25 protein-coding genes are annotated in these 24,642 nt (G+C 38.9%); 12 read left to right on the forward strand and 13 right to left on the reverse strand.

Annotation, left to right across the window (positions count from 1 at the left end):
* Positions 1-72: 72 nt before the first annotated feature.
* From LJ740_RS07910 to LJ740_RS07925, 4 genes are all read left to right on the forward strand, one after another.
* Complete coding sequence (locus LJ740_RS07910) at positions 73-435, forward strand: hypothetical protein (RefSeq protein WP_229528534.1); 363 nt, start codon at positions 73-75, stop codon at positions 433-435.
* Between the two features lie 207 nt (positions 436-642).
* Entirely contained in the window at positions 643-1,680 is a 1,038-nt protein-coding gene (locus LJ740_RS07915) for a hypothetical protein (protein ID WP_229528535.1), read from the forward strand.
* On the forward strand, positions 1,677-1,994 hold the full coding sequence (locus tag LJ740_RS07920) for a hypothetical protein (protein WP_229528536.1): 318 nt from the start codon (positions 1,677-1,679) through the stop codon (positions 1,992-1,994). The genes LJ740_RS07915 and LJ740_RS07920 overlap by 4 nt, the downstream gene beginning before the upstream one ends.
* Positions 1,995-2,006: 12 nt before the next feature.
* Positions 2,007-2,354 (forward strand): hypothetical protein, encoded by a 348-nt coding sequence (locus tag LJ740_RS07925; protein WP_229528537.1) that lies wholly within the window; start codon positions 2,007-2,009, stop codon positions 2,352-2,354.
* An 18-nt stretch (positions 2,355-2,372) separates the two neighbouring features.
* On the opposite strand, the gene LJ740_RS07930 is transcribed toward LJ740_RS07925, so the two are convergent.
* Together LJ740_RS07930 and LJ740_RS07935 are read right to left on the reverse strand one after the other, a co-directional pair.
* Complete coding sequence (locus LJ740_RS07930) at positions 2,373-2,696, reverse strand: hypothetical protein (RefSeq protein WP_229528538.1); 324 nt, start codon at positions 2,694-2,696, stop codon at positions 2,373-2,375.
* Positions 2,697-2,763: 67 nt separating this feature from the next.
* Positions 2,764-3,117 (reverse strand): DUF3147 family protein, encoded by a 354-nt coding sequence (locus LJ740_RS07935; protein WP_229528539.1) that lies wholly within the window; start codon positions 3,115-3,117, stop codon positions 2,764-2,766.
* Positions 3,118-3,201: 84 nt separating this feature from the next.
* On the opposite strand from LJ740_RS07935, the gene LJ740_RS07940 reads away from it, so the two are divergent.
* The 8 genes from LJ740_RS07940 to LJ740_RS07975 are packed head-to-tail and all read left to right on the forward strand — an operon-like array spanning position 3,202 to position 11,933.
* On the forward strand, positions 3,202-3,585 hold the full coding sequence (locus tag LJ740_RS07940) for a BlaI/MecI/CopY family transcriptional regulator (RefSeq protein ID WP_229528540.1): 384 nt from the start codon (positions 3,202-3,204) through the stop codon (positions 3,583-3,585).
* A gap of 2 nt (positions 3,586-3,587) precedes the next feature.
* The gene (locus tag LJ740_RS07945) at positions 3,588-4,568 is read left to right on the forward strand and encodes a M56 family metallopeptidase (protein ID WP_229528541.1); all 981 of its coding nucleotides are present in this window, start codon (positions 3,588-3,590) and stop codon (positions 4,566-4,568) included.
* Positions 4,569-4,581: 13 nt separating this feature from the next.
* On the forward strand, positions 4,582-5,907 hold the full coding sequence (locus LJ740_RS07950) for a TolC family protein (protein ID WP_229528542.1): 1,326 nt from the start codon (positions 4,582-4,584) through the stop codon (positions 5,905-5,907).
* 16 nt (positions 5,908-5,923) lie between these two features.
* Entirely contained in the window at positions 5,924-7,156 is a 1,233-nt protein-coding gene (locus tag LJ740_RS07955) for an efflux RND transporter periplasmic adaptor subunit (RefSeq protein ID WP_229528543.1), read from the forward strand.
* Between the two features lie 10 nt (positions 7,157-7,166).
* Positions 7,167-10,310, forward strand: coding sequence for an efflux RND transporter permease subunit (locus tag LJ740_RS07960; protein WP_229528544.1), 3,144 nt, complete (start codon positions 7,167-7,169; stop codon positions 10,308-10,310).
* Positions 10,300-10,995 (forward strand): HupE/UreJ family protein, encoded by a 696-nt coding sequence (locus LJ740_RS07965; RefSeq protein WP_229528545.1) that lies wholly within the window; start codon positions 10,300-10,302, stop codon positions 10,993-10,995. Before LJ740_RS07960 ends, LJ740_RS07965 begins: the two co-directional genes overlap by 11 nt.
* Before the next feature lie 39 nt (positions 10,996-11,034).
* The gene (locus LJ740_RS07970; RefSeq protein ID WP_229528546.1) at positions 11,035-11,559 is read left to right on the forward strand and encodes a hypothetical protein; all 525 of its coding nucleotides are present in this window, start codon (positions 11,035-11,037) and stop codon (positions 11,557-11,559) included.
* A 41-nt stretch (positions 11,560-11,600) separates the two neighbouring features.
* Positions 11,601-11,933 (forward strand): DUF6488 family protein, encoded by a 333-nt coding sequence (locus LJ740_RS07975; protein ID WP_229528547.1) that lies wholly within the window; start codon positions 11,601-11,603, stop codon positions 11,931-11,933.
* A 327-nt stretch (positions 11,934-12,260) separates the two neighbouring features.
* Here the strand turns inward: LJ740_RS07975 and LJ740_RS07980 are convergent, their stop codons facing one another.
* From LJ740_RS07980 to LJ740_RS08030, 11 genes are all read right to left on the reverse strand, one after another.
* On the reverse strand, positions 12,261-12,644 hold the full coding sequence (locus LJ740_RS07980) for a YkvA family protein (protein WP_229528548.1): 384 nt from the start codon (positions 12,642-12,644) through the stop codon (positions 12,261-12,263).
* A 96-nt stretch (positions 12,645-12,740) separates the two neighbouring features.
* Positions 12,741-14,711 (reverse strand): LTA synthase family protein, encoded by a 1,971-nt coding sequence (locus LJ740_RS07985; RefSeq protein ID WP_229528549.1) that lies wholly within the window; start codon positions 14,709-14,711, stop codon positions 12,741-12,743.
* An 88-nt stretch (positions 14,712-14,799) separates the two neighbouring features.
* Positions 14,800-15,165: a diacylglycerol kinase gene (locus tag LJ740_RS07990; RefSeq protein WP_229528550.1), complete on the reverse strand. Its 366-nt coding sequence runs from the start codon at positions 15,163-15,165 to the stop codon at positions 14,800-14,802.
* Positions 15,166-15,168: 3 nt separating this feature from the next.
* Complete coding sequence (locus tag LJ740_RS07995) at positions 15,169-15,570, reverse strand: GtrA family protein (protein WP_229528551.1); 402 nt, start codon at positions 15,568-15,570, stop codon at positions 15,169-15,171.
* A complete protein-coding gene (locus tag LJ740_RS08000; protein ID WP_229528552.1) occupies positions 15,558-16,934 on the reverse strand; it encodes an ArnT family glycosyltransferase in 1,377 nt (458 codons plus the stop codon). The genes LJ740_RS07995 and LJ740_RS08000 overlap by 13 nt, the downstream gene beginning before the upstream one ends.
* Positions 16,931-17,941: a glycosyltransferase family 2 protein gene (locus LJ740_RS08005; RefSeq protein WP_229528553.1), complete on the reverse strand. Its 1,011-nt coding sequence runs from the start codon at positions 17,939-17,941 to the stop codon at positions 16,931-16,933. The genes LJ740_RS08000 and LJ740_RS08005 overlap by 4 nt, the downstream gene beginning before the upstream one ends.
* A 53-nt stretch (positions 17,942-17,994) precedes the next feature.
* Positions 17,995-19,629 carry a phosphoethanolamine transferase gene (locus LJ740_RS08010; protein WP_229528554.1) on the reverse strand — a complete coding sequence of 545 codons (1,635 nt, stop codon included), beginning with the start codon at positions 19,627-19,629 and terminating at the stop codon, positions 17,995-17,997.
* A 9-nt stretch (positions 19,630-19,638) separates the two neighbouring features.
* Positions 19,639-21,243: a BamA/TamA family outer membrane protein gene (locus LJ740_RS08015; RefSeq protein ID WP_229528555.1), complete on the reverse strand. Its 1,605-nt coding sequence runs from the start codon at positions 21,241-21,243 to the stop codon at positions 19,639-19,641.
* Positions 21,244-21,447: 204 nt separating this feature from the next.
* Entirely contained in the window at positions 21,448-22,122 is a 675-nt protein-coding gene (locus tag LJ740_RS08020; protein ID WP_229528556.1) for a DUF3108 domain-containing protein, read from the reverse strand.
* 12 nt (positions 22,123-22,134) lie between these two features.
* Positions 22,135-23,715: a phosphoethanolamine--lipid A transferase EptA gene (eptA, locus tag LJ740_RS08025; protein WP_229528557.1), complete on the reverse strand. Its 1,581-nt coding sequence runs from the start codon at positions 23,713-23,715 to the stop codon at positions 22,135-22,137.
* The gene (locus LJ740_RS08030; protein WP_229528558.1) at positions 23,712-24,560 is read right to left on the reverse strand and encodes a phosphatase PAP2 family protein; all 849 of its coding nucleotides are present in this window, start codon (positions 24,558-24,560) and stop codon (positions 23,712-23,714) included. Before LJ740_RS08030 ends, eptA begins: the two co-directional genes overlap by 4 nt.
* Positions 24,561-24,642: the final 82 nt, after the last annotated feature.

Here is a 24,642-nt window from a genome sequence, read left to right on the forward strand (position 1 = left end):
AAGATTAATCATGCATTGAAGATGTAATGACTTAGGTGCTGTGGACCTTAGTTGTTATGTTTTGGTGTGCGTATGTCTTTTGGAACAGAAGCGCTTATAAGCAATGTAAAGCGTCAGGCAAAGAGGTTGTCAAAAAAATTATCACTTCCCCTTGGGCAGGCCCAAGAAGGGGTAGCTATTTGTCTGTATGGTTGTGACAGTTACAGTGATTTACTAGTAAAAATAAAAGCTGAATCCTTTGATAACCCATTGATAGCACTGTCTGCTCTCTCACCAAACTCGGAAATATTTCTAGTAAAAATATTAGCTAGCCATCTAGATAGCATTATCGGAAATTTTGAAAAAAAATTTCCCGGTTCCAATTTAAATGAAGAAATGGTCGTATCCCTATTTGGGCTTAGCTTTTCAGAGTTCAAACTCAAAATATCTACCTAAAGTTGTACAAATACGTAAGTTGTCATTTTGTTTTTTGGCGATATTATTACATGAAGGCTGAACGGACAGCCTACGCCTACACATGTTTTTGCCTTGAAAAACGTGAACAGTGAAGCGGAGCATCCGTAAAAATTTGGTTATTTGAACAATAAATAAAGCAGTGTGTTGGTAGGCCATTGTTTATTGGAAAGTTGTTTGGAGAACTAAATGATCTCACTTTATCAATTAAAGAATAAGCTTAATATTCAAGCAAAAGAGTTTGCTGAATTATTAGAGTTTCCTGATCTTTACGCCCAAGGTCTGTGGGCTAGAGGTGTTTATAACAGCCCTCACTTTTCTGATACCCATAGTTGTCTCACTGAGGTATTTGAACAGAAAAAGCTAGACTCAATTCTAAAGCACGATTCCCTGAAATACTTAATGATCAACGAATACGATGATCAAGAAATTATTGAGTCGCTTCATAAAGAAATTGAGTCAATGGCAAACCGCATTGAAAGCCTGATGCTGGTAGATATCGAAACGTTAGAGTTAGTTTCAGTGATATACCAAGTCTTAGGGCTACCTGATGACGCTAAATTTGTCATAAATACAGGTCCTGATTTCCGTCTAGAATGGCGACCATATTTTGATGCGTTTGATGATCCATTGATAGTTCAATATGCAGATTTAAAAGTTCATGGTTGTTATTTCAGGCTCATCGCTTCAAAGTTTCCGTTTGAAAAGCTTTCCTTGGATAACATCAAAAAATACATGTACATCAATCATGTAAACCATGATGGTGAGTTCGAAGGCTGTATTTCTGAAGGTAATACATTTTCTAAGCATGAGCACTGGCTGGTGTTGACACTTGAATTATTCAGTAGCGGCAAAGTAAATAAGGCTCAGTTCAATCCAACAACCTTCAAAATTGAAGGTTTGCGCTATTTGGTATATGGCTTCCCACTGATTCCTTCCTTTGTATCTGATTGGCACAAACCTGATTTATGTCTGCGAGTAAAAAATCTAGATGGCGATCAGAAGTTCATTGTTCGTATCGATCAGCAGACACTTGTTTTTTATGCACGGCGCGTTGATACCAATTTTTTTAACACTATCGATTATAAAAAATACATTTCGTTGTATCAGGCTAGCGTTCTGTCACATTTTGATGCTGACAACAATTTACTAAAAGTTAATGGAGTTAAGTACCTTAGTTTTTTCCGCCCGTTTTGCTTAGAAGATAAGAAGGAAGCACAAGCATGAGACCAAGAGTAAAACTAACTAACGCAACACTCATCTCAATTAAATCTGACTTAGAAGATAAGGTTGAACAGGTGCTTTACGCTACCTTTGCTGAGGATAATGAAAGCGGTAAAAAAGGTGAGGCTTTGTTCACTACAAAAATTATGGAAGTCAATGGTCTCGAATATAGAACCTTTGGCGCTGATTTTTATACCTTAGATGCTGAACCAAAAGAGTTCGATGTAAGTGTATTTGAGTTCAATTTAATGCATGAGTGTATGTACTCTCCTGAGGAGTTATTAGAGTTTCGAGATATGCTCCCTGCTAGCTATTAGTAGGGGAGTACGTTGGATAGAACATATTTAAAGGATGCCTACATAGTATCTGTTTACGACTATAAAGAATTTGAAAAACTATTTCTCGGCGATTTTCTATCTGGCGTTGTTATTGACGACGAAACATTCAGATTTCGGCCATTTGAGCAAATCGTGACTTCAAAGATTGTTAGCAAATCTGCTGATGGGGATAAGTTAGAAATAAACACACATAGTGGGAGTTGCTATGTGATTGATGCTGACCATAAGTTAATTGATATTTCGTTTGTTGAACTGGTTGTTATGAGAGCAGGAGTTTACTCGGCTGATCGTATTTTAGAAATTAGAGAACAACTCAAGTCTCAAAATATAAGTCATTAAATAAACGAAATGGGTTAATTAGGTTTTACTATCGAGGTTGGCAAGGCTATCAATTAGATCGTCGTAGTCATTACCCTTGATACTTACATAGCCTATGTGTAGTTGGTTACAATGGTAGTTGTGTTTGATATCGGTGATTTTGATCAGGTCATTATTACGGTGAACTTCGAGATCTAGTCGTAATAAAAGCCATTTAGGGGCATCATACTGCCAGCCTTTATAAATGCTAACAGCTTTGAAACCGTTATTTGGCTTTTCGTTCATTAACTCATCGGCATATTCTTTCAGAAGCTTGTTAAAGCTATTCTCTATTTTGAAATTGTTAATATCGACAATACTCATGTTGTAGTTTTTGCCTTAATCTTTTCTATCTATTGAATTATTTTGCTCTTGTCAGCTTAATTAATATCTAAGGTAGCAAATCAATACCAAACTGCTTTAACAATAAAGAAAACAACCAAAAACAAATTACCACTGCTATCGAACTTATAAGTAACGATAACCAAAAACTGTAGCGTTGCATCAGCATTGGAAAAAGTAAAAACATAGGTAATGTGGGAATTACATACCAAAAAGTGTACCACGCATGGTTTGCTATTTTCTCAGCAGGTTGTTTTTCAACATATAACCAAATCATTGTTAAAACTGTAACTGTAGGTAAGGCTACTATCATTGCACCCAGTTTATCACTTCGTTTCGCTAGTTCAGAAGCTGCGACAATTTTCGTTGCAGTGATCAAATACTTAGTTATTAGCCATGCCATGAATTGCTTCTCACATTAAAAACCGATTGCCTGTCGGTTTTTAATGTGGCAATATTACCAACGAATTTTTAAGAGTAACGTTTTATGCAGTTAGGTGAACTGGAAAAGTTAGTGCTTCAACATTTCTGGAATGTGAAAGAAGCGGATGCAAAGCAAGTACATAAAGTACTGGGGCTAGCTCGTGGTAATTCTTTAAATACCATCCAAAGCACGCTTGATAGATTATTTAAAAAAGAGCTGCTTAACCGCACTAAACAAGGCCATGCCTACTGCTATTCAGCTAGAGTAGATAGAGAGGGTTTAATTGCTCAGCTTATTTCAAATGTGACCAGTGACTTTGTTGAAAATGGTGAAAATAGCTTAATTGCAGCGTTCAGTTCAGCGTCAGCACAGCTTAATGACGAACAACTTGATACTCTTGAGCAACTGATTGAAAGACAACGCAAAATCAGAAAGGGAAAGTCTTAACTATGTTGGTTGGAGATATAGCAATTGCGTTAAATTTACTCAGTGTTGCAGTGCTTGCATTTGGGATCGGTATTGCTAGTGTTGCTGTTGTATCTCGTTTTGTTCTATCCAACCTCAAAAAAACTCATTTTAGCACTCAAATATTTTTATTATGGTCGCTGGTTAGTGCCCCTTGGTGGATAGCTATTTTCTGTATCGGCTATTTCTCGCCATACAAAATTAGTTTTGTTAATTCAACGTGGTTCGAGGAATTCGCTCACTGGCATCATATCTATATTTTTAGTTTTTCTAGTTGGCATTCTATAACACTATTTTTAGCTACAATTTATTTAGTTTGGCGCGTAATTAAGACAATCTTTGATAGAACCAAACAGTCCGTCGCATTATCGAATTTGCTAAGCTTTACTCATGCACAAAACGCTATAACGACTAATGGAAATCAATACTTATTGATGCCAGTTAAAATTCCAGTCGCATTTACCACAGGGTTCTTATCACCCAAGATCTACGTATCCACGGGGCTACAACGTCAAATTAACGATGAACAACTCAATATCATTGTTAATCATGAACTAGCCCATGTAACGGCAAGAGATCCCTTATTCAAAGTACTATTTACAGCACTTGCCAGCTTCTATCCATCACGTATAAAACAAACTTTAATCGAGCAATATGTATTATTAACAGAGAAAATAGCAGACTATGAGGTCACTAAAGAGTATGACAACCTAGATGTCGCACAGACATTAATTGATGTCGCTAGGCTTCAAAAAGCACTTCCTACTGATTACGATCAGGCGTCTGTTAGCTACTTCGGACATGATCACACGAGTCTTCGTGTTGAGCGGTTATTAAATCCAATAAATAAACCGTCACTTTCTACTATCATCGTAGCACTAGCATTATTGGCAACTATGCCAGTACTAGCGGCATCCACTGTCGATAGTTTTCATCATATTATTGAAACTTTTTTCATCCATTAATTAAGGATAGGGAATGAGATTTAACCTTTATAAAAGCAACGAAAAAAAACCGATAGGCTATCGGTTTTTTGTTCTTGGTTTGGCCGTAACAACAGGGCTTGGTTTAACAATGCCTACTCCCTCTTGGGCTAATTCGCAAACCCAGCAGCAAATACAGTCATCACATCAGATTATTAATCTGAGCAAAGCTGTGACCATGACCCTAGAAAGTCATCCTGAATTAAAAGCGCTGGTAGCTAAAGAAGCTGTGTGGCAAGGCAATATTGAGCAAGCTGCCATTGGAGAGCGCCCTCAAATAGGTCTAATGATTGAGGATGCGTTAGGGACAGGTGAGCATAGTGCATTAAAAAGTATGCAATCAACGCTTACATACTCTTGGCTCCTTCAACAAGAGCAAATTGAAGGCAGAGTAAATGCGGCAAAAAGCCAAGCAAGTGCAGTACATCTAGAACAGAAAATAAAAGCACTCGATTTATCTGCGATTGTTGCCAAGCTGTTTGTTGAAATCTTGATACAGCAAGAGCGTTTAAAACTTAATAAATTAGCGGTGTCTCAAGCACAGGAAGTGGTTGACGCAATCGATAAAAGAGTAAAAGCTGGCAAAAGTTCTAATGTTGAAATGAGGTTGGCTCAAGCTGAGCTGGTTCGAAGAAATCTAGCGGTTGAAGATTTAGAGTACGAATTAAAAGCCAGTCATTATCAACTGTCATCCCTATGGGGTAAGCCTCAGGCAGAGCTTAAGTTAACAGGTAACTTAATGCTTAAACCGGAAATACCCTCAGTAGAAGGCCAGCTAACCAAACTTAAGCAAATCCCGCAAATACAACAGTTTGTTAATGAACAACGAATCGCCCAGTCTCAAATGGAACTTGCACGTATTGAAGCAAAACCTCAGTGGCAATTTACTGCGGGATTAAGGCGATACGAAACGACCGATGATTTTGGTTTAGTGGCGGGTATCTCTATTCCTTGGGGAAGTGAAAATAGAAATGCAGGAACAATAGCTGCCTTACGTGCAAAGCAAGATGTGCTGGCAAGTCAGCAACAAGCCTTAATGCAGAAACTGGATGCACAGCTATATGTGCTACTACAAGAAATGGCGTATTCCCACCATGTCATTGAAACAATTCAAGCACAAATTATTCCCGAACTAGAAACCGCATTGAAGGAAGCAAGTCAGGCATTTGATATCGGAAAGCTGAGCTACAACCAGTGGAGTGATATCCGTAGAGAGCTACTTAGTGCCCAAAATCAGTTACTTGATGCTTATCAATCTTTGCACTTACAACATATTGAAATTCAACGTCTAACTGGCGTGTCCGTTAGTGATAGCGAGTAGAACAGTGAGCAATCTTATGAAAAATAAAAATATTCTGTCGTCATTGAGCTTGGCGATTATTATCGCATTAACAGGTGTCGCTGCACCTAATGCTGTTGCGGCATCAACACCTGCGGCTGAACAAGCTGAACCAGAGAAAGGTCCACACCGTGGCCGCATGTTACGAGATGGTGACTTTGCCATTGAACTATCTATTTTTGAAACAGGTGTACCGCCAGAGTTTCGCGTTTGGGCGACTAATGACGGACAGCCTATCGATCCACAGAAAGTCGATTTAAACGTAAAATTAATTCGTCTAGGCGATGGCACTGATGATATTAACTTTAATGTCCAAGGTGACTTTCTTCGTGGTGATATGGTGATTTATGAGCCTCACTCTTTTGTTGTAGCCATTGAAGCCACTTATCAGGGAAAAAAATACAACTGGCGATATGACAACTTCGAAGGTCGCACCACGATTGAGCAGGCAGTTGCCGATGCAATGGAAATCAACACTGAAATTGCAGGCCCAGCAACCATTCATCAAACCATACCCGCTTATGGCAAATTAAGTTTACCTGTGGATGCTAAGCGAAACATTGCAGCCCGTTTTGACGGTGAAATCACCAAGTTGCATGTCAATTACAGTGAAACCGTTAAAAAAGGCCAAACGCTATTCACTGTAGAAAGTAATGAAAGTCTTAAACCCTACGTTATCAAAGCACCAGTTAGCGGTGTCGTTACTCAGTTATTTGCAAACGCGGGTGAGCAAACAGGTGGTAGAACCTTACTGACCATTACCAATTTCACTCGCCATATCGCCAAATTAGCGGTTTATCCTTCGGACTATGCCAAGGTGAAACTGGAAACGCCAGTAACGCTAAACGTTGAAGGTCATGAGGAAAGCTTTGCAGGTAAGGTGACATTTATTGAGCCTAGCGTAAGAGATGATCAGGCAAGAATAGTTTGGGTCGAATTAGCTGATGGTCACTTTTCTGAAGGAAGTTTTGTAAAAGCTGACATAGAAGTTGCCACTATTGACGTGCCACTGGCTGTAAAACGTGTTGGCTTGCAAGGCTTTAGAGACTTTACTGTCGTTTACGCCAAAGTGGGTGAGCAGTATGAAGTTCGTATGCTTGAGCTGGGTCGAGCAGGAGGCGAATGGATTGAAGTATTAGGTGGCTTAAAAGTAGGAACGGAATACGTGACTGACAATAGCTATATCTTAAAAGCCGACATTGAAAAGTCTGGCGCGTCACACGATCACTAGGAGCGTAACAATGTTGGAGTCAATTTTACGCTTTTCAATAAAGCGCAAATTCCTTGTGATGGTGATGGTGTTAGCTGTGTCAGGTCTGGGAATTTGGAATTTTACCAAACTACCGATTGATGCAGTGCCCGATATCACCAATGTGCAAGTCATGATCAATACCGAAGCGGCTGGTTTTACTCCGTTAGAAGTTGAGCAAAGGGTAACCTTTCCGTTAGAAACTGCGTTGTCGGGTTTACCGGGGTTAACCTATACCCGCTCAGTTTCTCGTTATGGCCTATCTCAAGTGGTTGCAATATTCAGTGATGATACTGATGTCTATTTTGCTCGTCAGCTTGTTAATGAGCGTTTATCAGCGGCACGCGCTGAATTACCGCAGGGCTTAGAGCCTCAACTTGGGCCAATTGCTACAGGTCTAGGTGAAATATTTATGTTTACCGTTGATGCTGAGCCTGATGCGACACATGTTGATGGCACGCCTATTACACCAATGGATTTACGAACCGTACATGACTGGACCATAAGACCACAATTAATGCGAGTGCCGGGTGTAGTAGAAGTGAACCCGATAGGCGGATTCGAGCGTGAAATATTAGTCGCTTTCAAACCTGAAAAGTTACTTGCTTTTGGGCTGTCACAAGCCGAAGTGGTTGATGCAATTTCGAAAAACAATCAAAACCAAGGCGCAGGCTTTATTGAGCAAAATGGCGCACAGTGGCTGTTAAGACTACCCGGTCAGGTTGCCGACATGGAATCAATTGGTAATATTCCACTTAAGTCGGTTGATGGTTCATCACTTTACATTAAAGACGTAGCCGATATTGAAAATGGCAAAGGGCTAAGAACTGGCGCTGCTACACAAAATGGTCGTGAAGTGGTGATGAGTACGGTATTTATGCTTATTGGCGAAAATAGCCGCACCGTTGCCCATGCCGTGGGAGAAAAACTCAAAGAAATTAACGCCACTTTACCAGAAGGCATTGTCGCAACCGCTGTTTATGATCGTACTAAATTAGTTGATAAAACCCTACAAACGGTTCAACTTAACCTGACAGAAGGGGCGGTTCTGGTAATCGTTGTACTCTTTGTCTTGTTAGGGAATTTCCGAGCGGCATTTTTAACGGCCTTAGTGATCCCTTTTGCTATGTTAATGACAGTGACAGGTATGGTGCAAACTCGCGTGAGTGCAAACCTGATGAGTTTAGGCGCGTTAGATTTTGGTTTGTTAGTCGATGGAGCCATTATCATCGTAGAAAATTGTCTTCGCAGGCTAAGTCAGGCGGGAAACAATCCTTTGCCATTAAAAGAACGCATGGAATTGGTGTTCGAAGCAACGAAAGAAGTCATACGCCCAGCGTTATTTGGCGTGTTTATTATCACCGCTGTTTACTTACCAATTTTTGCCTTAGAAGGCGTTGAAGGCAAAATGTTCCACCCGATGGCGATCACAGTGGTTATCGCGTTACTTAGCGCTATGGTGTTATCGGTTACCTTTGTACCAGCTATGGTTGCGTTGTTATTTAAAAAGCCTGTGAAAGAAAAACATAGCCCAATAATTCGTGGTGCTGCTGTTCTTTACAAACCCTCTTTGAACTGGGTATTAAAAGCCCGTTGGTTAGTTGTTGTAGCCGCAACAGTATTAGTTGGCTTTTCAGGTTATCAGGCAACTAAGTTAGGCAGTGAATTTGCGCCTAATTTGGATGAAGGTGATATTGCCATGCACGCGCTGCGAATTCCGGGTACGTCACTGTCTCAAGCAATCGCGCTTCAGGAATCTTTAGAAGATAAAATTAAACAAATGCCAGAAGTTGAACGCGTGTTTGCCAAAATAGGCACAGCCGATGTTGCAACTGATGCCGTACCGCCAAGTGTTGCAGATAACTTTATTATTCTGAAACCTCGCGAGTTATGGCCTGATCCAGATAAAACAAAAGCACAAATCGTAGAAGAATTAGCAGCGCTCGTTGAACCTATTCCGGGAAACCGCTATGAGTTCTTGCAGCCAATACAAATGCGTTTCAACGAATTATTAGCTGGGGTCAGAGCTGAGCTTGCGATAAAAGTATTTGGTGATGACTTTGATACCTTGGCTACCTTAGGGGATGAGATTGAAGGTGCAATCACTCAAGTTGAAGGTGCCGTAGATATACAAGTAGAGCAAACCACTGGGTTGCCGATGCTTAGCCTAGTGCCTAATCGCGAAAAACTGATGCAGTTTGGCATTAACATTAGCCAAGTACAGTCGCAAGTGGCAACAGCTATGGGCGGTACAATCGCAGGTAAGTTTTATCGAGGCGATGTGCGCTCAGATATTGTAGTAAGGCTTGCAGAATCTAAGCGAAATAATATTGATGAACTGCCCTATTTGCCTATTAGACTAGCAGATGGTCATTCAGTACCACTTAAAGAATTGGTTGATATAGAGCTGATATCTGGTGCTAACCAAATAAATCGTGAAAATGGTAAGCGTAGAGTTGTTGTGACTGCCAATGTTCGTGGTAGGGACTTAGGTAGTTTTGTTGCAGACATCCAAGCAGCCATTAATGAAAATGTTGAAGTACCTTCTGGTTATTGGGTGGAGTTTGGCGGTACTTACCAAAAACTTCAATCCGCTTCAGAGCGCCTAAGTATTGTTGTACCAGTTACTTTAATCATGATCGTTGGTTTATTAATCCTCGCGCTTAACTCATTTAAAGATGCCATGATCATCTTTACGGGGGTTCCGCTCGCATTAACAGGTGGTATTGCTGCCCTGTTATTACGTGATATTCCGTTCTCAATTTCGGCAGCGGTTGGCTTTATTGCTTTATCAGGTATCGCCATTCTTAATGGCCTAGTTATGGTGTCGTTCATTAGAGAGTTACGTAAAGGTGGAATGGAGCTTAATAAAGCTATATATGATGGAGCTTTAACTCGTCTTCGACCAGTGCTAACTACGGCATTAGTCGCATCATTAGGGTTTATTCCAATGGCTTTAAACACGGGCATTGGCTCAGAAGTTCAGCGGCCTCTAGCGACAGTGGTCATTGGTGGCATTATTTCCTCAACGATTTTGACCCTGTTTGTCATCCCCGCCTTATACAGAATTTTACATAAAGAAAAGGAGTCTATTTTGACTGATGTTGAAGTATTGGAGTCGCAAGATGCCAAATAACATCATTAAAGCATTAACCTATTTAGCAATCGCGTTGCTGGCAGTTGTTAGCGTAGAGGCTTTTGCTCATGGTGTTGATGATACAACCAGAGCATTTTTAGAGCAAAATACAGGTGTTCAGTTTATTCCGTTTTTATACATAGGCGCTAAGCATATGATGACGGGCTATGACCACTTGCTGTTTTTAGTCGGTGTTATCTTCTTCTTGTATCGTAGCCGTGACGTACTGTTGTACGTCACCATGTTTACTATTGGGCATAGTACAACCCTGTTATTTGGTGTGTTAAGTGACATACAGGTCAACGCTTATTTAATTGATGCCATTATCGGTTTTTCCGTAATTTATAAGGGATTCGATAACTTGGGCGGCTTTAAGCGTTGCTTTAACTGGCAACCCAGTACTCAATGGGCTGTACTGATTTTTGGTCTGTTTCATGGTTTCGGTTTAGCGACCAAATTACAAGAATTTAACCTTCCAGAAAATGGTCTAGTGACCAATTTAGTTGCGTTCAATATAGGAGTCGAGCTTGGTCAATTTGCCGCTTTAGCGCTTATTTTAATTTTGATAAACGCTTGGCGAAAGTGGCCTTCATTCCAACGTTTTTCAACAGTAACCAATACCGCGCTAATGAGTGCAGGTGTGATGCTTATGGGCTTGCAGCTCACAGGTTATTTCACCCTTTAATCAAACTAGATAAATACAGAACATAGAAAAGAGAATTTTATGCAACATACAGTTAGTACAAAAACACTCATTAAGGCAAGCATTTCAGCAGTCGTTGTCGCAGCCATTGTGCTTATTACATTAATATTACCAGCCGAGTACAACATCGATCCTACAGGCATTGGCGGCAAGCTAGGGTTAACTGCGCTAGCACACGCTGCTGAAGCAGAGAAAACGCCAATAGAGGCGACTAAAGGCACTGATGACTTTCAAACGATAGAATTGACCGTCCCTGCGGGACGCGGCATAGAATATAAATTCTATATGAAGCAACATGACAAAATGACTTATGAATGGTTAACCGATGGTGCTCCATTGTATTTCGATTTACATGGTGAACCAGAAGGCGACACAACGGGATATTTTGAAAGCTATGTTATTGCCACTTCAGATGAAATGAAAGGTAGCTACACCACACCATTCGCAGGCTCTCATGGTTGGTATTGGAAAAACAATTCAGATAAGCCTGTTTCAATTCAGCTATTGGTTAAAGGCCAATATGAAGTGATTGGCCTTAAACAATAAGTAATACAACGTAACTCATTTCACAATAAACGGAGATTAATATGAACAAACTATTATCAATTATTACGCTTTGCGGTGCCTTGCTAACTAGTAATGTACAGGCACATGGAGATCATGGTGTCATCAGCGGTCAGAAAGCTGTTAGCATCGCTGCAACACATATTCAAAAGATGACGTTTAAAGACGCTGGTTTTGAAGTCGGTAAGTTAGATGAGTCATGGAAAAATATTGATAAGTCGCAACTTTCGATTGCTAGCGTTGAAGACAATTTCTATGTAGTTAGTGCATCTAACTCTACAACTGAAAGGAAACTATATTTCCAAGTCATTAAAAATGGTCAGGTCAAGGCAGTTAAATATATAAATGAATTTTAATTTTATTAGTATCAATTTGCTTTATTGTATTTGTTAAGAGCCATCGTTAGTGGGTGTTTCTTCATTAAATATTATCGCTTTTTCTCCTTCGATTTGTGAAGGTGCGTACGTTAAATGTCCACTATTTCCTAATGCATTTAAAATGAGACTAGTATTTGGTTTTCAGCTGCTAGATTAAAAGAACGGTATGTTAAGGTTTTTTGAGTTATTCGCTAGAATACCATAATAATTTTAAATGATTGCATCGGGAGGTTGAATTGAAGGGAACGTCTAACTTAACTATCGATTTAGCTAAATAAAAGCATTTAACCCTATTGGGAAAAGCTTTCACATGAGAAAGCTACTATGAACCAAGTGTGCAATTAAAAGTAAGGTTGCAATCCAGACTAAAATAAAGGCAATTGCGCTAATATAGCTGATTGGCCTTTCATTGCATTGTTGAGCTTTTATTTCTGCTGTTCGTAAGATTTTTTTTGGTGTTAAATAAATAATTAGTGCTAAACCAAGAGGCACTATTATAAAGTCATCAATCATCCCCAATATAGGTATGAAATCTGGAATTAAATCTATCGGGCTTAGTGCGTTAGCTGCGACTATAATTGCAATGGTTTTTATATACCAAGGTAGTGCTCGCTCGCGAGATATAAAATATACAACTAATGTTTGGCGCTTCAGTTCCCGTATTTTTTGTTTGAAATTTTGTAATATCATATATCACCCTTACCTACACAAGTTCATATTTGTAATTGATCGAAGATGAACTGACAGCTATTGGCAGATAAAAAGCCAATAGAGTAACAAGCTGAGTTATTCTTTTTTCAGAGAATACCAATGGTTTTTATATGCCAAACTTCCCCACAATACATGAGCCAATGCGATCTCTGAAGTGTCACGGTTAATATCTATTGGCGATATTTTGTTGAGTTCATAATTATATTGAAAGTTCAAAGGTGCTTTACTTGGCTGAAGGATGGTTACTTCATCATTAATCATATAAGCAAAATTCTCTGCATACTGCATCATTGCTCTGTTAGAAGCAGTCGGATCTGTAAGGTCTTGACCTAACATTGGTGAAATATTCTCTATACCCATTAATGACAAAAGTGTTGGCGCTAAATCTATTTGACTGACTATTCGCTTATCTAAAGTGGGTTCTTTACCTGAATTTAGGATCACGCCCGGAATGTGGAAATTGTTAATGGGAACAAGATCTTTGCCCGTTGCTCTTGCATCATGGTCGGCAACAACGAGAAATATTGTGTTTTCCCAATAGGCTTGCATCTTTGCTTTTGCAATAAATTGTCCTAACACATAGTCAGCATATTGTATGGCTTTATGACGCAGTAATTCTTTGCCATCATATTGTTGTAATTGTTCATCAGTGTATTGAATTGGTGAAACAATACTGTCAGGTATTTCAAAGGGATCATGGTTACTTGACGTAAATATGAAACTAAAAAATGGTTTTCCTTCGTTATGAAGCTTAGTTAATTCAATATCAGCTTGATTAAACAGATCTCCATCGCTTGCCCCCCAAGACGCTACAAATTGTGGGTTTTCAATATCATTAAAGTCAACAATGTCAGTAAAGCCGTTTCCTAAAAAGAAGCTTTTCATGTTGTCGAAATGACTTTCTCCGCCATATATGAATTGAGTCTCATAACCATTTTCTTTGAGCAGAGATGCAATAGTAAAGAAGTCCTTTTGCGATTTATCTAACTTAACAACGGCCCTAGAGGGAGTTGGAGTAAAGCCAGTTATAACCGCTTCAATACCTCTAACGGAGCGAGTACCTGTTGCGTACAACCGTTTAAATGCCCAGCCTTCTTGATTTAATTTATCAATTTCAGGTGTTAGCGGGATTCCACCAAGAGATGATACATATTGGGCACCTAAGCTTTCTTCAAGGATTATCACCAAGTTTTTTGGTTGTCCTTTAAAGCTCGGAGGGCGTTTAGTTAAAGTGGGTAAGTTATCGTTTTTGAAGCTTTCTAAAGGTTGTTTTGACTCCTGACGAACTAGTTCAATTACTCGATCATCTTCCATCTTGCCATATAGCTTGGCTGCATTTTTTTCATCACCGAATTGGTCGTATGCATGTGCAACACTATATGCAGAATTAAGGGTAAGAGAATTGATCAATGGATCTGTTGAAAAATACACAAAAGCAGGGTTAATAGGACGATGCCCTAATGTGCCTCTCGCGCACAGAAATACCAAAAGAAATAATGTGAAAAATGAAAGCAATTTTTTCTTCCATGTATATCTAGGTAACTGAGGAGGCTGTTGGACTACTAACTCCAGCTTTTGCCATATATATTTGCTAGGCAAAACAAGTAGAGAAAAAACGATAATCAACGTTAATAAGTGACCATTGATAAGCATTTTTGAAACCTCTTCAGGATAATTTAAATACTCAATAAATAGTCTATTTGGTCGAAAGCCGTATTCGGTGATAAATGCAGGGGTTGCAAGCTCAAAAAATATGAAAGCTAAGGCTGCGACGAAGAAGTAGCATTTTAAAACGGTAAACCATGCCTTTTCCATTTTGGTGCCTAAAAACCAAATATGGGCCAGCGCTGGTAAAGCAAAAATATAACCTACGGCACTAAGATCGATCCGAAATCCATTAATAACAAGGGTTAATAAACTAGATGGTTCTTCAAATCGATCTAGCTGCCAGAGTGAGAGTCCTAATCTAGATAACGTAAGAAATAGTAAGGTTGCAACTGCAAAAGCAAGAAAAGGTCTTAAAGCATAAAATATGGAAGTAAACATCGATGGGTCGCCCTGTATAAAACTCGATGTTTACAGTAGATAAAAAAGCTTAAGATCCGCTTAAGGCAAACTTAAAATTATCATTGCCTTACAGAAGAATAGCTATCCATGTAAGCAATGCAATTGTGATACTAATGAATACAGCCGCAGAGCCTAAATCTTTAGCCAGTCCAGACAAAGGGTGAATCTCTAGGCCAACTCTATCAACAACAGCTTCGATAGCCGTATTAATAATCTCAGTAAAAATGATGAATAAAACCGCAATAATGAGTATTAGTTGCTCTGCTAAGGTGATCTGAAACAAGAATGTGGCAGGAATGCTTACCAGTAGCAGTAATAGTTCTTGTTTGAACGCAGATTCATTTTTAGCTAACCATTTAAACGCCCTAAACGAGTTTAACGAGGCCAAGTAAATTCTGTGCAAGCCTTTTGGCTTATTTTTATTATCAAACATTTGTTAACTCTCTGAGTTGAAGATGTATTTGTCACTTAAAACGTAATTACTAATTGTTCCAGCCACTACACCTAATACAAAAGCAATATAGTGGAAGATTGGTAAAGGAAACAAAGCAACTATCATGGTAAAAACAGTAAAGTTTGGAATTAAAGATAAAAGAGCACTGATAAACGCTTTTGGTATCTGTACCTTGCTAGACAAGTGAAAGCGATCTTTAAAAGTAAACCGACGATTACCATAAAAAGTAACTAATACGGCAGAGAAAAAAGCATAACTTCTAACTACATATAGATTGTGGTCTAAAAAGTTTAAACCTATGTAAAAGATGCCGAAGTCAACTAAAAAGGCACTTCCTCCGACAATTAAAAACTGTAGAAATTGTTTTGAAATCAGCGATTGCATAGTAGCACTATTTTTCTTTTGTTGTTCTTAATCGATTCGCAGTGTTCCGTTAGGCGCTTGCTAGAATGGTACTTTTTAAGGTTGACCACTAGGTAATATTCTTTTTCTGGTGCATTGGCATTGAAGAGCATTGCATTTCCTTGCGAATAGTACCGCCCAGAAAAACTCCGTTTATCCAAATAGTAGATAGGAGTGGAATCATCTAGTTCGCTTAGTAGCCATTTATCACTCCTGTTTTTAAAGTCCTCTTGAGCAAATAGCAGCACAATAAAAAGCAAAGCTGGGGTTATAGAACCTAGCAACACAATGTTTCTATTACAGCGCTTAAGCCATATTGACAATATTAGTGCTAGTGCTGGTAAGCCCGGTAAAACATATATAGGTAGAACGTTTCCGGCGAAAGTAAACAAAATCATCGGGGATACTAGCCAGAAGCCGAGAAAGGATACTAACTGTTCGTCACCAGTGCACAGTGGGCTAGTCGTTGTGAAGTTCAGCTTGGATTTAAAGAGTTTGAAAAGTAGAACAAATGACCAAGGGAATGCTACCGCAAGCCAATACAACCATATAATCCCTCTCGGCTCGTCATGAGCAGTACCGTAAAGATCGCCTTCCCAGCCGCTTTCCACAAATCGAGACCAGTGTTCACCTATGATGAAATAATCAATAAAGCCGGGGGTCGCTTGCTCCGCCATAAAATACCAAGGGGCAGCAATCAGGAGAGAAATCGATAACCCTGAAAAAATAGGAACCTTCTTAAATAGTGCCTTAAAACCTTGAATCAATCCAAAGTTTAGGACTAACCAAGCTAAGATTGATAACCCCACGAGAACAATAATGATGGGACCTTTAGTGAGCAGTCCTATCCCGATCCCAACAAACCCTAAATATGACCAATTCTTGTCACCTGCCCACCCTAAATAGAAGCCAACCATAGCGAGCGTCATTGACAAAGTTAGCAGTGAATCGGTCATTACCATGCCACTTGCAACGTAAAACCCCAAAGAAGTAAGTAAGATAAATGTCGTTACTAGGGCAGATATTCCAACCCTTTTGGCAAATAGAAAAACAACCAACAAGCTCATTAACCCGGTTATTAAGTGTGGGAGCCTGATAGAAAATTCACTATTATCCAGCAAGCTAATAGATAGAGCGCTTGCCCATGTGTGCATGGGGGGCTTACCCCAAAATGGCACATCATAATCAAATTGCGGGGTTAACCAGTTGCTTGAATCAACCATGATACGAGCTATTTCGCCATATCGAGCTTCGGTTGTATCCATTAATGGATACATGCCAATTGATACTAGTCTGAATAATATGAACGCAACAAATGCCAAGAGTGTTAATTGCTTAATTTTCATCTCTTGACCTGTTTAACGGGAAACTCAACTCTTGTCACTGAACTTTCCATTGCTTCAGATACTACCTCATCTTTTATGATGAACCTTGGACGGTTTTTCACTTCGTTATATATTCGACCAACATATGAGCCGATGAGTCCAATAGAAAGTAGCTGAAAGCCACCTAAAGCCAGCATTGCAACCATAATAGTTGGGAAGCCAGTAACAGATTCACCAAAGAACATTGTTTTTAGAATTATCCATAAGCCGTATAAAAATGATGTAAAAGCGAGTGTACCTCCCAAGTAAGTCGCCAATTGAAGTGGTTTAGTACTAAATGAGGTAATACCATCAACCGCTAGACCAACTAGTTTTAAAAACGGCCATTTTGACTCGCCACACCAGCGTTTATCTCTTTCAAATTGTAAAGTTACTTGATCAAATCCCGGCCAACCTAACAACCCCTTCATGTAAACATTCTTTTCGCTAAGTTGGTTAAGCTCATTTACAACTCTTCGGCTCAATAACCTAAAGTCGCCAACATCAGCAGGGATATGGTAGTCGGAAAGCTTGTTAAGAATTTTGTAGAACATTGAGGCCGAGAACTTTTTAAACCAAGATTCACCGCGACGTATGCTTCGTTGCATGTTGACGATATCGAAACCGTTTTTCCATTTGGAAATCATCAAAGGAATGAGTTCAGGAGGATCTTGTAAATCAGCATCAATTAAGATGACAGCTTTGCCATTGGATTTTGAAAGCCCCGCACACATCGCTGCTTCTTTACCAAAGTTTCTGCTCAAATTGATTAAAAGTACTTTTGTACAGGTTTGCTTGAAGTCATTTATGACTGCGGTGGAACCATCTGTGCTACCGTCATTAACGTATATGATTTCAGATGATTCATGCACCGTATTTAATACCGATGTCAGCCGCTTATGAAACTTAGGTAAAACAGACTCTTCGTTGAATACGGGGACAATTACCGATACATCAATTTCTTTTGGACTTCGTTGTGGACTATTCATATCAGCATCTCCTCTTTTGGAATGTACTCATAGTTGCATTCCAAACTTAAGGGTTACTGAAAATTATCTGAAAACCTACATTGAGATAATATATCTTTATCTGCGTTATACGTTGTAGACCGCACTCCCGTGAGACCTAATAAAAGATCAAAGACGTTATCGTGAGAAACAGGAAGGTTTTCGGCTTCTTTCACGCACTTAGTATTAGTATTGTTACCAAATATTTTGACAATAAGTGGTATGTGTAATTGTTCTTTTGGTGCGAAAACATAGGGAATACCATGCAAGTATATTCCTTTTTCTCCCAATGATTCGCCATGATCAGAAGTATAGAGTAAAGCCGTCTCTATCCTAGAATTTATACTTAGTTTTTCCAGCCTTTCAATAATTTGAGCTAATACAAAATCAGTGTAAGCAATACTATTGTCATAGGCGTTTACAAGCTCTTCGCTGGTACAATTTTGAATATCACTACGTTGGCAATCTGGTATGAAGTACCGATGACCACTAGGATATTTTGTAAAATAATCAGGTCCTCGCGAACCTGCAATATGCAATATTATTAATGTGTTACTGTGGGTAATATTCGCTAGCTTTTGGTCGAGCTGTTTAATGATCGCTTCATCATAACAACGGTTTTCCTGACAAAGTTTTGGATAGTCACTCTGCGTAATTTTGTGTCGTTTTATGCGTTTACAAACACCTTTACAGCTCGTGTTGTCATTCGCAATCCACAACACATTAACACCCGCTAATTGAATAATATCTAGAACGTTTTGCTTTGCATTTGCTACGCGCTTATTAAAATTTTGCCTATCTAAATTGGAAAATATACACGGGATTGAAACTGCTTTAGACGTGCCACAAGAAGTCATGTTGGTGAAACTGATGACGTTCCAGTTTTTAGTATACAGGTTTGTTTGTTTTTCGTAGCCATTTAACGAAAAGTTTTGGGCACGAGCTGTTTGTCCTAGCACTAAAACAGTAACTCGCTCCTCATCATTGCTCATCTTGGGTTTCGTGTCTATTAGCTCAAAGTGAGGAGGTGGATACAGCACATTTCTCTGTAAGTATTTAGCTGACGAGTCTAGTAACGCATACGGTGTGAGGTAGCCAATGAGATCACCATTATTTCTGCCTACGGATGCATAATTTGAATAGAACACTAATGCAATAAATAGCAACACAGAAAAGCTACCTAATAATAGCTTTAGTCGAGCGAATAATTCGCCTGAGAAAGTGGAATATGAGAGCTTAACATTAAAAATAAAAATCGAAGGAATGATGCCAAATACGAGCAAGAATATTAGTGTGGAGTAGCTCATATATGAGAGCACTTCGGTCGCGCTATTATCAGTAATACTCTCGATCATCCCATAATCAAAAATAATTCCATAATTTAGAGATGCATAAAACACGACAGATGATAACAGTACCAATATAATCAACGTGGGCTTGGTAATTTTTCTAAATGCAAAAAAGCACTGAATCAATACGGACAGTGACAACAGAAATAAAGGAACCGACAGCAAGAACAGCACATTAAACTGATCTAATCTGGTTATAGCTTGTGTGGCTTTTATTAGGAAAGGAATATTGAGAATGAACGCAATATAGCTGCACACCAACAGAATCAATTGATTGGTAGTCAGCTTTATATCCACTAACGACTTTATCTTCTTTTGCATCTGTGTCCCTTAGAAAGAATACTTTGTAGTTATGCGAAATTCGATGTTGTTAACTTTTTCATCTGAGGTGACAGGCTTTAGTACGTCAACGTGAATTACTCGACCTTCGCTGGTTTGAGTAGAATAGAACCTAGCCCCTAGGCCGATAGATGTCATCCATGATTGTTTCTGATCTTCGATATTACTCGATTGACCGAAAACCCGGCCTGTATCAACAAAAGCAGCGCCCCCCAATTCAAGTAACTTGTATATATTGATGTGTGGATAATAACGGGCTTCGACAGTGAATTGAGTGCTCCGGTCACCGTGTAAATACTGTAGTGGATAACCTCTCAAACCTGTTTCGCCACCTAAAACTATTGGCCTATCCTTAAATTGATTATGACCAAGCTGAGTGACGTTCTTAAAATATGCTCCCCACTGCCCATTTATTTTATGAAAGTACTCATTTTTCGCTGAAAACAACGCTCTATCTTTGTTATTGGAAGAATCGTAAGCTTCCCCCTCAAAAGAAGCGGTAAATAACCAGTAAGAATTTTCAAATACATCTATTCCTTTAGATAATTTTGAGCGCCAGATAATCGTTGGAGAGGTAGAAGATTCAGAGATATCAGAGCCTATATCAGCGGTAACATGCCAACCTAAATTGAAATCTTCAATATGATTAATCAAGTTTATATTAGTGAGCTTTCGGTAATCTTTTTGTAGGTATTCTACCCGAAAAAATGGATAGCTAAATTCCCTATCTGAAGGAAGGTTTACTTCTCCTGAAACAGTGTTTATGTCGGCTTCCTCAAACAAATGCTGTTCATTTGTGTAACCAATGCCAAAGCGTAAAGTATCTGATTCGGTGTCATTGTCTAACCAACTCCAATTTACTGTAGACAGCTTTTGTCGATGTTTGAACTGTTGAAGAATTTCACCAGCTTTATATTGAGTATCTATTTGTGTAAAGTTGTTAAAACCGATATTGAAGGCATATTTAGTATCAGAGCCAACAAAGTTTTTTGTGAAAAATAGAGATTCTGATGTGCCATCATCATTGTTGGCAAAGTTAATGTGGGCATTAATATTGTTATTCAAAAAAAGTGGTATGGTTGATTTTATCTTGTAGCCACTACGTTGATCATTGGTATAAGATTCAATTTCTGCATCGATACCTAACCCTAGAAAATTTCTATCTTTAATGCCAAAGGCGTACTTATTTTTGCCACCTTTACGACCAAAATCTACGGTAGGCATCATGGACCAGTTATCCCACGTTGCAACCTTTACCTTTTTGCTGTTTTGTTCAAACTCAACCTTAGCATCACGAATGTATTTTTTGCCTCGTAAATGGCGCTCTAACTCGTCAAGGTCGCTTTGTTCAAGGTTACATTTATCAACAAAAAATGCTGCTTCATTTAGTAATGTGCTTTCTTGGGTCTTGATATGTAAAAGGTTACCCCATTCATGTAAGAATATCGTATCGAGTGTTTCCAAATCGAAAATGTCATTTATCTCAAAAGAAATATTTTCTTGTTGGCTGCATTCGTTTGAACCTTCAGCGTAACTTCCTGCGCTAACCATTATCAGAAAGATTGCTGAAGAGGCTCTAGTCAGTAGCGGACTCATAGAAGCACCTTAATTATCTATAACAAGGGTTCTATGCTAGGTTTTGAACCTTAAGATTTGCTTAGCTCAAACTGATAATTGCCAGAATTTAACCTGATACCGCACGGTAGGCGTTGCTGCTTAGCTCTATTGAATTGAGGAAATTATGAGTGTGGCAACCTCTTCTCCGCTTTTTTCTTGCAAAAGCATGACAGGAATATATTCTTAATCGGTTGCCAACCATATGTGGGTTTTTCTTGTGCTATTTTTTCTTACTCTGGTTAATTTAACGCAATTCATCTTGCCTAAAGGGGTATCGATAAAAGAGAATCCGCTATTTTTAAAGCTATATTCCTTAATTCCTTTTTCACCATATACGTCATAGCGCAATTGATTGTCATCCAATTGACCATGACTAGTTAAGGCGTTTAACCTTAGTACCTCATAAACTAGCAATGGGTCTAATACATTACTAGGTAACTCTCTATCCAATAATTGAGTACCTTTATAGACAGTCAAAATTTCTTTTTCGTAATCAAATTTGAGTCGCAAATATTTGTCTTTTTTGAAGGTTCTAGAGTCCTTCCCCTGATAACTTAATGGAATCGCTGATTCTCCATTCCACAAAAATTCACTTCTTTCCATCGTTTCAATGCTATAGAAAAATGCTGAAGCACTCGTGTTAAATGAAACTGAATGATAATTAGCGGTTTTCTTAAAGACTCTATATGCCTCCCCATATTTTTTATTACCTCTGTATACAGTGTATCTCGCTGTATATTCATTTAGTTTTATAATATCTTCATCGCTATGGTTCGTAGCAGCAGACGCATAAGTCTGTGCTGAATTACAAACCGTTAAGAATAATGAGATTTTTATAAGTGTATTAACTAGTCGCATGAAATTTAATCATCAATTATCTTTTGCGTCATGCAAAACATCGAGTTCAGCTTTATATACAGGGGAGTCGAGACCAAAAGCTCCTAAAATCGTGTGGAATACATTAAATTGGGAATGATTTGATGCCTGTTTAAGCGTACTCAAATCAAGTTTTTTTTGTTTGAGGAGTTCATCCGAAGTCCAAATCAAAAATGGAATGTTTTTTTGATAGTCTGGTGCAAAAGTGTTGGGTGTTCCATGCAAATATAGTCCATGTTCACCAAGCGATTCACCGTGGTCGGATATATACATCATCGCAGTTGATGCGCCTTTTATACTTTGTAGTTTTTCGATGATGCTTACTAGAAAATGATCGGTATATAAAATGGTATTGTCGTAAGCATTTATCAATGATTCTAAGCTACATTTACTAATTTCTTCATCACGGCATACGGGGGTAAACTGATTAAATTCCTGAGTGTATCGTTTGTAATAGCTTGGGCCGTGACTACCTTTAGTATGTAATACTAGAAAGATCTTCTGCTTGACTGATGATTCGATTACTTGAAAAAGGTTGGTTAGCAACACCTCATCTAAGTGACACCCATCACCAGTACAACTAGGTCTCAATTCATTTGCTTCAACGTAACGAGACACATCTATTGCGGGTTCACCCCAGTTGTTGGTTCGCCACTCTACCTCTACGCCATGCCTAGTCAAATACGTTGGAAGGGCTTCATAGTTTATATGTTTCTCGGTAGGAGCTAACATACAAGCAAGCGAGCCTGTGGTATATGTTGTACAGGACTTGGTATTACTTAGGATTAATAAGTTTTGTTGCTGTGCTAACTTAGGGTTAGTTGGTTTTGGGTAACCATAAAGAGAGAAGTTATCTGCACGTGCTGTTTCACCAATCACTAATACTACTATTGTTTTTTCGTCGTTGATCAACTTGCCATTTGGTAAGGCTAGCTGCCCCTCAGTAGACTTGTTTAGCGACGCATAGTGTCTAGCTGAGTTTATTATGTATGACCAAGGTAAGATCTTACCGCCAAGTACACTGGCGTGTTTATCTATCCAAAGCCAACTGGCTGCATTTAGATAAAGAAAAGTAAAAGAAGCAATTAATCCTATCAGCGCATTTCTAAACACTCGAATTCTATCTAGCGTTTCAATCTTAGGTCTGATCAATAACCACGCTGGTAATAAACCCACAATAATTGCCGCAAACAGTAAATTTATAGATAGTAGCTCTACAGATTCAGAATAACGGGTATTAAAAATATTGCCCATCATGGTTCTGTCGAGAACGACTTGATAGGTCATCATGTAATAAATAGCGATAGCGTTTATTACGGTTGTGATAGCGACAAAACCTTTGAGTATTTGTAACGAAATTAGGGCTAGCAATGAGCAGAAGGTAAATGTAAAAACAAAAACGATTGTAAAAACAGATGATAATATTGCAACCCCACTGAACGTGGATAGTTCTATATTCTTTAGAACGTATATCCAAAGTACTAGATTGAATAAAATCGTACTTAGAACGCTGCTAAATAGTATGTAATTGCTAGCCTTATTAGCACTAGGTGATAAAACGCGTAACGAAATCATGTATTAAGTGCTGCCTTTAGCGCTATATATGTGCCTACTATTGTGCTCACGATTATCGCAGCCCAAACTATTGCTAGCTCTGGTACTTTTCCGTTTACGGCGCTGAAAAGCAACACTCCACAGAAAAAAAGTACAAAGTACCCAAGATAAAGAGGCTTTGCTTTTGCCCAGTGCCACCAACCTGAATAACGCCGAGTTAGGTATTCACCACTAAAACCAGCAACTATTCCAAGTACAGCACCAAAGATGAGATCAGCAGGCCAATGTGCGCCCACGGCTACTCTTGATACTGCCGTTATAGAGGCAACTAGACACAATAGAGTGACTAAAAGGTACTTTGCATAGCTTCGCTTATAATCTGCGGTTGAAATAACAAACCAAATAGCAGACATGGCGGTAAAGATTGTTATTGTATGGCCCGACGGGAAACTGGTATGAGCGGTTAGTGTAGAGCCAATAATCGTAAACTGTTCAAGATCTAAAATAGCAGCGGGTCTGGGAATAGCGAAAAAATTCTTACCCGCGTGACTGAGGACACATGCAAGTGGAATTGCTCCAAACATAGCCGCCCAAGCTCTCTTATTAAAAAGGCAAATAAAGGAGAGTAAGGGAACAAGAACTAGCGCATCTCCTAGGTAAGTAACGTTATGCCAGAATATTTCAGGCAAAATTTGAAGCGCTTGATTACCCAGCGAAAAAACAACTGTTTGACTAGCAAGATAAGTATTCTTATCTAAGGCAATACTGAAAAGCACCAGTACTACAATCGAGAAAGCGAATATAGCTCTCCAGCTAGCAGTATTAAATTTTGTGTTAACTGTAACAGTTGCATATCTAGTAGACATAAAATCACCTCTATTTTGGTGATTTCATGCTAGCCAGTGAAACTTAAGATTTGCTTAGTTCAAACTGAAACTTTGATTAGTT

It is taken from the genome of Planctobacterium marinum (assembly GCF_020687805.1).
Classification (GTDB): Bacteria; Pseudomonadota; Gammaproteobacteria; order Enterobacterales; family Alteromonadaceae; genus Planctobacterium; species Planctobacterium marinum.